Source organism: Phenylobacterium sp., assembly GCF_046590535.1.
Taxonomy (GTDB): Bacteria; Pseudomonadota; Alphaproteobacteria; order Caulobacterales; family Caulobacteraceae; genus Phenylobacterium.
The window spans coordinates 1-11,733 of sequence record NZ_JBKJTG010000031.1; the positions used below are offsets into that span (position 1 = coordinate 1).

Sequence of the window (11,733 nt, forward strand, 5' to 3'; positions counted from 1 at the left end):
CCGCTAGCGGGGGTCAGTTGGGGGGTCACTTGAATATTGCTAGATAGAAACGTAATAAAACACAATAACTTATGTTACCTTTGCGGTTCCCTCATCCGGCACCACGGGCCCGCCTCCCTCACACCGCCCGTCGCGTGGCTTGCGCCGCTGTTCGCATCCGGGCGTGCGCGCGCACGCCCTTACAGCGAAGGTGGCGCCATGGCCGGACGTGAGATCGCTTCCTGGCTGGCCGGCGGCCTCCTCGCCGGCGCCGCCCTCCCTGGGTGGGCGCAGACGCCGCCGTCCCCGCCGCCCGCCTGCGCCACCGCCGAACACCGCCAGCTCGACTTCTGGATCGGCGCGTGGACGGTGGCGCCGACGCCCTGACCGCGGTTCCGGTCGGCCCTGGATTGCGGTAGGGCCACGCCATGACGCAGTTCTTCATCGACGCTGACGCCTGTCCGGTGAAGGACGAGACCTACAAGGTGGCCGCCCGCTACGGCCTGATGACCACGGTGGTCTCCAACAGCTTCATCCAGATCCCGCCGTCTCGACTGATCGCGCGGATGATCGTCGACGCTGGGCCCGACGTGGCCGACGACTGGATCGCCGAGCGGGCGCAGCCTGGCGACATCGTGGTGACCAACGACATCCCGCTGGCCGACCGGGTGCTGAAGGCGGGCGCCGCGGCCATCGCGCCCAACGGGCGGGCTTTTACCGCCGACAGCATCGGCCGGGCTTTGGCTCAGCGCTCGATCATGGAGCACATCCGCTCAACAGGTGAGATCACTGGTGGGCCGAAGCCCTTCGCCCCTGCCGACCGCTCGCGATTCCTGCAGGCCCTGGACGAGGCGGTGCACCGCGAGCGGCGCAAGGCCCGCTAGGAGGCTTGCATCCGGTAAGCTTCGCGCTAGCTTGCCGCCGCTCAGGAGACCTGCATGCGCCACTCGGCACTTACGCTCGCCGCCGCCGCCCTGGCGGCCACGCTCGCCGCCTGCGGCGAGCCCGAGACGGCAGCGCCGTCCGACGGCCCGCCGGAGGCCCCCGCTCCGGCCGCGGCACTCACCGCGGAAGACGAGGCCGCCCTGCTGGCGTCCCTGCCCGCGCCCTACAACACCGCCGACCTGGCCAACGGCGAGGCCAAGTTCGCGCTGTGCCGGTCCTGCCACACGATCACCGCGGGCGGGGTCAACATGACCGGGCCCAACCTGCATGGCGTGTTCGGGCGCAAGGCCGCGGCTCTTGAGAACTACAAGTATTCCGAGCCGCTGCAGAAGGCGGGCTGGCTGTGGGACGCCGAGCACCTGGACCAGTGGCTGGCCAACCCCAAGACCTACCTGCCAGGCACCAAGATGGCCTTTGCGGGCCTCAAGGACGCCAAGGACCGCGTGGACCTGATCGCGTTCCTGAAGGTTGAGACCGGCTACAAGCCCTAGAGCGCTCGCCGCCAGCGAGCGCGCCTGACTTTAAGACAACCTTGACGCGAGATATGGTCGGGCGCATCGTGACCCGGTCGAAGGCTCGCATCTGTCTGCTCGACATCCTCCCCGCCGGTGGCCCTCGCCGCCATAGAGGAGTGCGCCCGCGGCGCCCCCCTGCTCGCGCAGCGCATCCCCATCTTGGCCTTCCCTCCGGGGAAGGCCTTTTTTGTCGGGCTATTCGGCGGCGTTGGCGACACGTCCCTTTTCGGCGTCCTCAAACGCCTCGATCCGGCGCGCGGCAGCCAGCGGCGACTTCGTATATTTGGCCAGCAGATTGTAGAACACCGGCACGATGAACAGCGTGACCATGGTGGCGAAGATCGCCCCGAAGAAGATGGTCACGCCGATGGTCTTGCGCGCTTCCCCACCGGCCCCGCCCCAGACGATCAGCGGGATCGCGCCCGCTGCCGCGGAGATCGAGGTCATGATGATCGGCCGCAGGCGCAGGGAGGCTGACTCGATTACCGCCTCGCGGATCGACAGACCCTCGTCACGAAGCTGGTTGGCGAACTCGACGATCAGGATGCCGTTCTTGGCGGCGATCCCCACCAGGATGATCAGGCCGATCTGGCTATAGGTGTTGATCGAGGAGCCGGCAATCAGCAACCCAAACAGGCCCCCCAGCGCCGCCACCGGCACGGTGAGCATGATCACTGCCGGGTGGATCCAGCTCTCGAACTGCGCAGCCAGCACCAGGAACACCAGCAGCAGCGCCATGGCGAAGGCCAGGCCCACCGCGCCGGATGCCTCCAGGTATTCACGCGCCGCACCGCCCCACTTCACGGTGACGCCGCCGGGCTGCTTGGCGATCTCGGCCTGGAAGAAGTCCACGGCCTGGGCGACCGTGTAGCCGGGGTTGAGCTGGGCCTGCAGGGACACCGCACGCAGGCGATCGACCCGCGGCCGGTCCGGCGTGTCGCCGCGAACATAGGTGGTGACCACCGACGACAGCGGCACGGTGGCGCCGGATGTGGTGCGCACATAAAGCCTGGAGAGGTCCGCTTCCGTCTGGCGGTTGGCCCGGTCGGTCTGCAGCAGGACATCATACTCCTGGCCGCCCTTGATGTAGGTGGTGACCCGCCGCGTCCCGAAATTGGTCTCCAGAGCCCGCCCGACAGCCTGGGCGGAGACGCCCAGCGAGGCGGCCTTCTCACGGTCGATGTCGACGATCACCCGCGGGCTGGTGGGCTCGTAGTCCAGCCTGGGTCGCGCCAGGCCTGGATTGCTCTGGGCCGCGGTCAGCAGGGGCCTGAGCCACCGCTCGATCTCGGCGTAGTCGTTGCCCGCCGCGATCAGGGAGATGCTGTTGCCGCCGCCCCCTCCGCCGCCCGGACCGCCGCGCTGCAGCCCACCCTCGGGGCTGGCGGTGGCGCGCACCGAGGTGATCGCGCCGAATTCGCGGTTCAGCTCGGCGGCAAGTTGCTGCGAGGTCATCTTGCGCCTGCCGTCGTCGGGCATGGCCGCGTTGCCGAAGCCGGTGTTGAACTGGCTGCCACCGAAGCGCGGCAGGCCGATGAGGTAACGCTCCAGAACCCCTTCGCGCTGGTACCTCTGCAGGATCGCTTCTACCTGCTTGGCTGCTGCTGCGGTGTAGTCGTATCCGGCGCCTTCGGGGCCCTGAATGTTCAGGCCGACGCGCCCGCGATCCTCCTCTGGCGTCAGTTCGCGCGGTAGCACCGTGAACACCCCAAAGGCGGCCAGGGCTAGCATACCCACCAGGACGCTGGCGGCGATCGACACCGGCCGCTTGCCAAGCATCGACTCCAACGAGGCGTGGTAGGAACTCTTCAACTTGTGCATGGCCCCGTCGACGCCGCGGGCGATCCGCCCTTCGCTCTTGGACGGCCGGAGCAGCTTCGAAGCCAGCATCGGCGACAGCGACAGCGCCAGCAGCGCCGAGAAGGCCACCGCGGCCGCGACTGTCACGGCCAGCTCCACAAACAGGCGGCCGATGAAGCCCGGCAGGAACATCAGCGGCGCGAAGACCGAGATCAGCACGATGGTGGTGGCCACCACGGCGAAGAACACCTGCCGCGCGCCGCGCTGGGCCGCCACGATGGGCGGCTCGCCTTCGTCGATTCGGCGCTGGATGTTTTCCACCACCACGATGGCGTCGTCGACCACGAGGCCGATGGCCAGAACCAGGGCCAGCAGGGTCAGCAGGTTGATCGAGAAGCCAAGCGGGGCCAGCACGATGAAAGTCGATAGGATGCAGATCGGGGCCACGAGCGAGGGGATCAGCGCCGCGCGCCAGGTGCCCAGGAACAGGAAATTCACCAACGCCACCAGCACCAGCGAGATGCCCATGGTGATCCACACCTCTTCGATGGCGTGGCGGGTGAAGGTCGTGAAGTCGACCGCCACCTCGAGCTTGGTGCCCGCGGGCAGGCCGGGGTTGATCTCGGCGATCGCCTTGCGGACGCCGTCGGAGATTTCCAGATCGTTGGCCTGCGATTGTCGGGTGACGGCGAGGCCCACCTGGTCCACCCCGTTGGAACGGAACATGCGCCGGTGCTCGTCGGCGCCTTCCTCGATGCGCGCCACGTCGCCCAGTCGGGTGATGTAGGCCGCACTACTGGCGGAACTGGTGATGGCGTCGAACACCCCCGGCGCCGCGCCGGGGACAGCCGCCGAGCCGCCCAAGGCGGCCGAGGCCTGGGTCTGGCTGGCGGCCCGCGCCGGCACGATGGGCAGCCGGGCGAACTCAGCGGGGGTGGAATAGCCGCGCGCAACGCGAATGGTGAAGTCCTTGGCCGGAGCCTCCAGCGAGCCGGCGGGCAGTTCGAGGTTCTGGCTGTTCAGCGCGGTCTCGACATCCTCGACGGTGACCCCGCGGGCCGCCATGGCGTCGGGATCTAGCCAGACGCGCATGGCGTAAAACTGCGCCCCGCCGACGCCCACCGTGGCCACCCCGGGGATCGTCGACATGCGCTCCACCAGGTAGCGCTGGGCGTAGTCGGAGAGCTGCAGGCGGTTCAGCTTGGTGGAGGTGAAGCTGATGAACATGATCGGCGAGGCGTCGGCGTTGGCCTTGGCGATCTGCGGCGCGTCGGCCTGTTGTGGCAGGGCCGCGGAGACCCGGCTGACCGCGTCGCGAACATCGTTCGCCGCGGCGTCCAGGTCGCGGTCGAGGGTGAAGGAGATGCTGATCCGGGACTGCCCGTCGCGCGACGAGGAATTGACCCGGTCGATGCCCTGGATGCCTGACACCTGTCGCTCGATCACCTGGGTGATCCGCTCCTCGATGACCTCCGCCGAAGCGCCGCGATAGACGGTCGAAACCGACACCACCGGCGGATCGACGCTGGGCAGTTCGCGCACGGTGAGCGCGGCGAACGCCGCCAGCCCCACCACGCACAGGATGATCGCCGCCACCGCGGCGAACACCGGGCGACGGACGGAGATGTCTGACAGCATCATGCGGGCGGCCGCGGCCCAGAGGGCCGTTCTCCAGCGGGGGCGGCCTTGCCTGGCGGACGGCCCGCGCCGCCTGGGCCGCGGGCGCCGGCGATGCGCACCGGCTGGCCAGGCTGCACTTTGTTGAGGCCGTCGGCGACGATCCGGTCGCCGGCCTGCACGCCGTCAAGGATCTCCACGAAGCCCTGTTGGCGCACGCCGGCCACCACCGGGCGCTGCTCAGCCATGGTACGCTCGCCCATCTGACGGATGAGATAGACGAAGGCGTTGTCGCCCTGCACGGAGACTGCCGATTCGGGCGCGCTCAGGCTCTCGCGGACCCCTCGGGAGACGCCGACCCGGACCAGCATGCCGGGCTTCAGCCGGCGCCCCGGATTGGGGAATTCGGCTCGGGCGGTGATGGCGCGGGTACGCTCATCGACGCGGGTGTCGAGGGTGGCGATGCGGCCGCTGACGGTCTCACCAGGGAAGGCGTCCACGGCGGCGGTTATCGCCTGGCCCTGGCGCAACTGGCCGAGGAAGCGCTCGGGCACCTGGAAATCGACCCGGATGGCGGAAACGTCGTCCAGGGTGACGATCGGCGCGCCGGGATTGACCAGGGCCCCGGGGGCCACGTCGGAGAGGCCCACGACGCCGGCGAAAGGCGCCCGGATCAGCCGGTCGTTCTGGCGTGCGCGGGCGGCTGAGACGTCGGCCTGTGCCGACAGATAGGCCGCCTGGAACTGGTCGATGGCGGCCTTGGACGCGAAGCCGCGTTCGCCGAGCTGGCGATAACGGTCATAGGCCCGCTGCGCCTGCACGGCGCGCGCCTGGGCCTGGGCCAGGCCCGCGTCCTGTTCGGTGTCCTTCAGCTCCACGAGCACGGCACCGCGGCTCACGGACTGGCCATCGGAGAAGCGCACCCGCTCCACAAGCTGGGTGGTGGCCGCCGTCAGGGTCACCGACTGGCGACCCTTGGCGACGCCGAGGGCTTCCAGCTCGTCGGCGAAGGTGCGCGTCTGGACCACCGCCACAGAGACCTCGCCGGGACCGCCACGGCCGCCCCTGCCGCCGCCCGGTCCGCGCCCGCCACCGGGTCCCGCGGCTTGGCCGCCCGGCGCGCCGCCAGGGCCGGCGTTGGCCTTCATCGACGCGAACTTGAGGCCGCCGGCGACCAGCATGAGCAACAGGACGGCGATCGCGGCGACCAGGAAGAAGTGGCGTCTCAAAACCAAGGTGCTCCGTCGCCCGATCCGTGCAGGCTTATAAGGGGATCAACGAACCCCGCTGCTAGGGGCGTGGCTTATACTCCGTCCAGTGACCTTGGTATGACGACGCATTGCGGCGCTGCAACAGCAGGGCTCAAACGCAAAGGGCGCCCCAAAGGAGGCGCCCCCTGCTCTCAAACGCTTGATGTCCTCAGGCGTCGTAGCCGGGCATCTCGCGGTCAAGCTTGCGTAGGCAGGCGGGCCAGGCCAGGCCGCCGCCGATGCCACGGGACACCTGGTTCCTCACCTCGATCTGGGCGGCTTCCGGCGCAATCAAGAGGCTTTCGCGGCCCGACGACAGGGCCATGACCTGCATCGCGCAGGCCCGCTCCAGGTAGTACATCCCGATCCAGCAGTTGGCCGCGGTGTCACCCACCGCCAAGGTGCCGTGATTGCGCAGCAGCATCAAATTCTTGACGCCGATATCGGCGACCAGACGCTCGCGTTCCTCGTGGTTCAAGGCGATGCCTTCGTAGTCGTGATAGGCCAGCGACGGCAGGGCGATGAGCGCATGCTGCGACAGCGGCATCAGGCCCTCTCGATGAGCCGCCACGGCCACGCCCTGGTCGGTGTGCAGGTGCATGACGAACTTGGCGTCGTCGCGGGCCTGGTGGATCGCCGAGTGGATCGTGAATCCCGCCGGATTGATGAAGTAGGCGGTCTCCTGGAGGATGTTTCCGTCCAGGTCGATCTTAACCAGCGAGGAGGCGGTGATCTCCTCGAACAGCAGGCCGTAGGGATTGATCAGGAAGTGATGCTCCGGCCCCGGGATGCGGGCGGAGATGTGGGTGTAGATCAGGTCGTCCCACCCGTGCATCGCCACTAGGCGATAGAGTGCGGCCAGCTCCACGCGGACCTGCCATTCCTCGGTGCTCACCTTGCCCTGCAGCGAAACCGCGCCGGCAACCGATCCGTCCGCCATTGGGGCGTCTCCCGTTCTGAATTATCGCCGTTAAGGGTCGCGCCGCACGGGCGGGGCGTCAAGCGCGCCGACGACACGGAGGATTTCCCGTGCCGCTGCGTCCTGGCTGGCGGGGTCCCCGGGAGCGACCGCCACCGTCGCGATGGCCGCCGCCGCGCGCTTCTTGCGGGCCTGGTCGTAGGCCGGGTCGTAGTGCAGGGCCATCAGGGCCTCGGCCAACTCGGCGAACGCGCCGGCGTCGGCGAGCTGGCGCCAGTTCTCCAACCGCGGTCGGCTGGGATGGACCGGCAGCCGGGTGAAGGCGTCATCCAGCGCCGCCCGGTCGGCGACGATCTCGCGATAGGCCACGACCAGATAGCCGGCGCGGCCAGCGCGGTCGGCCACCAACTCGATGCGCGGCGCATCGGCGAACCGGGTCCATAGAGCTGGCGGCACCATGCGGTCGCCGATCTTGCTGGATTCCGCCTCCACCACCACCGGCAGGCCTGGATCGAGCCCGTCGATGGCGCAGAGCAGCCGGCTCTCGAAAAGCTTCTGGCTGGGCTGCTCGCGACCGAGGCCGCCGAACAGCGAGCCGCGGTGCTCTGCCAGGCCCTCCAGGTCCAGCACCTGCAGGCCCTGCGCCGCCAAACGGCCGAGGATCTCGGTCTTGGCTGATCCGGTCTGGCCGTCCAGCAACACGAACCGGTGCGGCAGGACCGCGTCGTAGAGCCGGGCGCTGACGTAGCGGCGGTAAGTCATGTAGCCGCCGGTGAGCAAGGTGGTGCGCCAGCCCACCTGCGCCAGGACCGTGGCCATGGCGTTGGAGCGCATCCCGCCGCGCCAGCAGTAGATCAGCGGGAAGAACCCGCCAGGCTGCTCGGCCAGGGCCGTCTCCAGATGGGCGGCGATGTTGCGCGCCACCAACGCCGCGCCCACCCGGCGCGCCTTGAAGCGCGACTCCTGGACGTAGATCGTGCCGACCTGAGCCCGCTCGGCGTCGGTGAGCACGGGGAGGTTCACCGCCCCCGGCACATGGTCCTGGGCGAACTCGGAGGGACTGCGCACGTCGATGACGGCGCCGTAGCCGGCCAGGGCGGCGGGACTGACATCCGTCGTCGCCTGCAAGGTCACGGGGTCGGCCGGGCGGATCGGGGGCGGCGGGATCATCTGGCCGCTGCTATAGCGCCAAAGCCCTGACCGACGAAGCCGGAGAGCCCGCCCCATGACCGACCCCATTCGACTGACCTCCCTCGCCCACGGGGGCGGCTGTGGGTGCAAGCTGGCCCCGGCGGTACTGCGCGAGATCCTGGCCGCCATGCCCGCCGCGGCGGCCTTTCCGAACCTGATGGTGGGAACCGAGACCTCCGACGACGCAGCGGTCTGGCGGCTGAACGACAGCCAAGCCCTGGTGGCCACCACGGACTTCTTCATGCCGGTGGTCGACGACCCCTTCGACTTCGGGCGCATCGCCGCCACCAACGCACTTTCCGATGTGTACGCCATGGGCGCGACCCCAATCCTGGCGCTGGCCATTGTCGGTATGCCGGTGGCGCAGCTCTCAGCAGACGTGATCGGGCGAATCCTGGCCGGCGGGGCGACAGTCTGCGCGGCGGCGGGGGTTCCCGTGGCCGGGGGCCACTCCATCGATAGCGTCGAGCCGATCTACGGCTTGGTGGCCCTGGGCCTGGTGCATCCCGACAAGGTGCTGACCAACCGCGGCGGCCGGGCCGGCGACGTGCTGATCCTCACCAAAGCCCTGGGCGTGGGCGTGCTGAGCGCGGCGTTCAAGCAGGAGCGCCTGGACGCGGCGGGTTATGCCGCCCTGATCGCGTCGACCACTCAACTGAACGTCCTGGGCGCTGACCTGCCGGGCGTTGCGGGCGTCCATGCGGTCACCGACGTCACCGGCTTTGGCCTCCTGGGACATGCGCTGGAGATGGCCCGCGGAGCCGGCCTCACCGTCGAGATCGAGGCCATGGCGCCTGCCCTGCTGGATGGGGTCGAGGCCCTGGCCCGCGACGGCGTGCGCACCGGGGCGTCGGGTCGCAACTGGGCGAGCTATGGCGGGGCGGTGCGCGAACCCGCTGGCCTTCCCGACTGGCGCCGCGACCTGCTCACGGACCCGCAGACCAGCGGCGGCCTGCTGATCGCCGTGGGGGCCGACCAGGCGCAGGCCGTGCTGGATCTGGCGGTGGCCCGCAGTTTCGATTTCAGCAGAGTGGTGGGCCGCCTGGTGGAAGGGCCCGCAGAAATCCGTCTAGTCTAGCTCCGAACCCGCTCCACCGCGTCCAGCCAGCGGGCGTAGGCGCCCTCGCGGCGGTGGACGTCCATGGCGGGGGTGAAGGACTCCGTCTTCGGACGCGAGGCCGCGGCCGCCTCGACGTCCCGATAAACGCCCGCGCCGATCCCGGCGAACAGCGCCGCCCCTAAGGCCGTGGTCTCCTGATAGGTGGCCCGGCCCACGCCGATGCCGGTGAGGTCGGCGAGCCGCTGGGAGAACCAGGCGCTGCGCGACATGCCCCCGTCGATGCGCAGCTCCACCTGGCCGTGGAAAGCGTCGGGCGCATCGGCCCGCATGGCCTCGATCAGGTCTCGGGTCTGCAGGGCGCAGGCGTCGAAGGCGGCCTGGGCGATCTCGGCGCGTCCCGCGTCGCGCGTCAGACCGAAGATCGCGCCCCGGGCATTGGCGTCCCACCAGGGCGCCCCCAGCCCGGTGAAGGCGGGCACCAACACCACGCCCAGGTCGTCGCGGGCCCCGGCGGCCAGCTTCTCCGCCGCCTGCGGGCCGCCGGCGATCCCCAGGCCCTCGCCAAGCCACTGGATCGCCGCGCCGGCGATGAAGATCGCCCCCTCCAGCGCATAGCTTGTTTTCCCACCAACGCGGGCGGCGATGGTTGTCAGCAGGCGCGAGCGCGAGGGCGACGGGGTCTCGCCGGTGTTCACGAGCATGAAGCAGCCGGTGCCGTAGGTGGCTTTCATCTCTCCGGGTCGGATGCAGCCCTGGCCCATCAACGCCGCCTGCTGGTCCCCGGCCACGCCGCGGATCGGCACGGCGCGGCCGAGCAGGCCGGGCTCCGTCTCCCCGAAGTCCGCGGCGCAGTCGCGCACGTCGGGCATCAGGGCCAGCGGCGCCGCCAGCATCTGCCCCATCTCCGCCGACCAGGCGCCGGCGCGGATGTCGAACAGCAGGGTGCGCGAGGCGTTGGTGGCGTCGGTGGCGTGGACCCGCCCGCCGGTCAGCTTCCAGATCACCCAGGCGTCCATCGTCCCGGCCATCAGTTCGCCGGCCGCCGCCTTCGTCCGCGCCCCGTCCACATGATCGAGCAGCCAGGCCAGCTTGGTCCCCGAGAAGTAGGGATCAAGCAGGAGGCCGGTCAGTTCCGTCACCCGCCGCTCGCGCCCCTGCCCCCGCAAGCGAGCGCACAGCGGCTCGGTCCTCCGGTCCTGCCAGACGATGGCGTTGTGAATCGGCCGGCCCGTGGCCTTCTCCCAGACCACCAGCGTCTCGCGCTGGTTGGTCACCCCGATCGCCGCCACGTCGGTGAGCGCCCGGCCGGCCTTTTCCACGGCCTCCTTCAGCACCTCGATCGACGCTTCGAAGATCTGATCCGCGTCGTGTTCAACCCACCCGTCCTGCGGATAGATCTGCCGAAGCGCCCGCCCGGCTTCGGCCAGGGCCACGCCCTCAGCCGTGAACAGGATCGCCCGCGTGCTGGTGGTGCCCTGGTCCAGGGCCAGAATCAGGGGGTCGGCCATGGTGTCGCGTTCCTTCCCGTCGCTCTACGCCTTAAGCATGTCTTCATGGCGCATGGCCACAGTGCGCCTTGCCGTGCTCACTTTAGAATGGAGGGATCCGGCCTTGAGTCTCGCGATGAACAGCGAAAGCCTGTTCGACCTCGCCAAGAGCCGCCAGCCGGCGGACCGGGAGCGCCTGCTGCTGGCGATCGCGGACTTGTGCGACGCGCCCCATGCCGGCGCCGCGATGAATGCGCCTCCGATCCAGGCCCTGCTCTCCTCAATCTTCATGAGCCTCGTGGTCGAGGCTGAACGCGACATCCGCCATCGCCTGTCCCAGAAACTGGCCTCCGCCGACTGGGCGCCCAGCGCGCTGGTCAATGTGCTGGCCCTCGACGACATCGAAATCGCCCGGCCGATCATTGCCATGAGCCCGGTGCTGAGCAACTTCGACCTTGTGCGCCTGCTGGTCGAGGCCACCATCGAGCACCAGATCGAGGTGGCGCGCCGCCCGAGCCTCAGCCAGGCCGTCATCGGCGCCATCCTCGAACAGGCCGAGCCGGCGGTGATGACGGCGCTCGCCGGCAACCACACCGCCGAACTGTCGCCGCACGATATGGAAGAGCTGGTCGAGGCCTCGCGCCAGATCGCCGCCATGCGCACGCCGCTGTCGCTGCATCCCAAGCTCACCGGCCAACTGGCCAAGCGTCTCTACCTCTGGGTCGGCCTGGCGCTTCGCCAGGGGCTGGCCGAGCGCTTCCGCCTGGACATCACCGTCCTGGACGAGGCCCTGGCCGCCTCGGTCGCCGAGACCCAGCACGCCGTCACGCCCGAAACTGCGCTGCGCACCAGCCGCGAGGGCGAACGCGAGGCGATGGAGCAGCGGCTGATCGACAAGCTGCACGCCGCCGGCCAGCTTCGGCCCGGCTATCTGGTCCGGGCGCTTCGCGAGGGCCGCCTCGGCCTGTTC

The 11,733-nt window shown here is 69.6% G+C and carries 10 protein-coding genes; 5 read left to right on the forward strand and 5 right to left on the reverse strand.

What is annotated here, in order from left to right:
* Window positions 1-198 precede the first annotated feature (198 nt).
* The 3 genes from ACLL81_RS01650 to ACLL81_RS01660 are packed head-to-tail and all read left to right on the forward strand — an operon-like array spanning window position 199 to window position 1,415.
* Window positions 199-366 (forward strand): hypothetical protein, encoded by a 168-nt coding sequence (locus ACLL81_RS01650; RefSeq protein WP_411286605.1) that lies wholly within the window; start codon window positions 199-201, stop codon window positions 364-366.
* A 41-nt stretch (window positions 367-407) separates the two neighbouring features.
* Window positions 408-863, forward strand: a complete 456-nt coding sequence (locus ACLL81_RS01655) for a YaiI/YqxD family protein (protein WP_411286606.1) — start codon at window positions 408-410, stop codon at window positions 861-863.
* 54 nt (window positions 864-917) lie between these two features.
* Window positions 918-1,415: a c-type cytochrome gene (locus ACLL81_RS01660; protein ID WP_411286607.1), complete on the forward strand. Its 498-nt coding sequence runs from the start codon at window positions 918-920 to the stop codon at window positions 1,413-1,415.
* 219 nt (window positions 1,416-1,634) lie between these two features.
* On the opposite strand, the gene ACLL81_RS01665 is transcribed toward ACLL81_RS01660, so the two are convergent.
* From ACLL81_RS01665 to mnmH, 4 genes are all read right to left on the reverse strand, one after another.
* Window positions 1,635-4,877: an efflux RND transporter permease subunit gene (locus ACLL81_RS01665; RefSeq protein ID WP_411286614.1), complete on the reverse strand. Its 3,243-nt coding sequence runs from the start codon at window positions 4,875-4,877 to the stop codon at window positions 1,635-1,637.
* A complete protein-coding gene (locus ACLL81_RS01670) occupies window positions 4,877-6,085 on the reverse strand; it encodes an efflux RND transporter periplasmic adaptor subunit (protein WP_411286608.1) in 1,209 nt (402 codons plus the stop codon). Before ACLL81_RS01670 ends, ACLL81_RS01665 begins: the two co-directional genes overlap by 1 nt.
* A 190-nt stretch (window positions 6,086-6,275) precedes the next feature.
* On the reverse strand, window positions 6,276-7,046 hold the full coding sequence (locus ACLL81_RS01675; RefSeq protein WP_411286609.1) for a class II aldolase/adducin family protein: 771 nt from the start codon (window positions 7,044-7,046) through the stop codon (window positions 6,276-6,278).
* A 30-nt stretch (window positions 7,047-7,076) separates the two neighbouring features.
* Window positions 7,077-8,195: a tRNA 2-selenouridine(34) synthase MnmH gene (gene mnmH / locus ACLL81_RS01680; RefSeq protein WP_411286610.1), complete on the reverse strand. Its 1,119-nt coding sequence runs from the start codon at window positions 8,193-8,195 to the stop codon at window positions 7,077-7,079.
* Between the two features lie 55 nt (window positions 8,196-8,250).
* Here mnmH and selD point away from each other — a divergent pair, with 55 nt between their 5' ends.
* Window positions 8,251-9,294: a selenide, water dikinase SelD gene (selD, locus tag ACLL81_RS01685; protein WP_411286611.1), complete on the forward strand. Its 1,044-nt coding sequence runs from the start codon at window positions 8,251-8,253 to the stop codon at window positions 9,292-9,294.
* On the opposite strand, the gene glpK is transcribed toward selD, so the two are convergent.
* Window positions 9,291-10,784, reverse strand: coding sequence for a glycerol kinase GlpK (glpK, locus tag ACLL81_RS01690; RefSeq protein WP_411286612.1), 1,494 nt, complete (start codon window positions 10,782-10,784; stop codon window positions 9,291-9,293). The two genes, selD and glpK, sit on opposite strands and share 4 nt — an antisense overlap.
* 103 nt (window positions 10,785-10,887) lie before the next feature.
* On the opposite strand from glpK, the gene ACLL81_RS01695 reads away from it, so the two are divergent.
* Window positions 10,888-11,733: DUF2336 domain-containing protein (locus ACLL81_RS01695; RefSeq protein WP_411286613.1), on the forward strand; the 846-nt coding region annotated here is incomplete at its 3' end.

What these genes read in the sequence shown, in the direction of transcription:
- ACLL81_RS01650 (WP_411286605.1), top strand. Translation starts at nt 199, where the DNA reads ATGGCCGGACGTGAGATCGCTTCCTGGCTGGCCGGCGGCCTCCTCGCC.
- ACLL81_RS01655 (WP_411286606.1), top strand. Translation starts at nt 408, where the DNA reads ATGACGCAGTTCTTCATCGACGCTGACGCCTGTCCGGTGAAGGACGAG.
- ACLL81_RS01660 (WP_411286607.1), top strand. Translation starts at nt 918, where the DNA reads ATGCGCCACTCGGCACTTACGCTCGCCGCCGCCGCCCTGGCGGCCACG.
- ACLL81_RS01665 (WP_411286614.1), bottom strand. Translation starts at nt 4,877, where the DNA reads ATGCTGTCAGACATCTCCGTCCGTCGCCCGGTGTTCGCCGCGGTGGCG.
- ACLL81_RS01675 (WP_411286609.1), bottom strand. Translation starts at nt 7,046, where the DNA reads ATGGCGGACGGATCGGTTGCCGGCGCGGTTTCGCTGCAGGGCAAGGTG.
- mnmH (WP_411286610.1), bottom strand. Translation starts at nt 8,195, where the DNA reads ATGATCCCGCCGCCCCCGATCCGCCCGGCCGACCCCGTGACCTTGCAG.
- selD (WP_411286611.1), top strand. Translation starts at nt 8,251, where the DNA reads ATGACCGACCCCATTCGACTGACCTCCCTCGCCCACGGGGGCGGCTGT.
- glpK (WP_411286612.1), bottom strand. Translation starts at nt 10,784, where the DNA reads ATGGCCGACCCCCTGATTCTGGCCCTGGACCAGGGCACCACCAGCACG.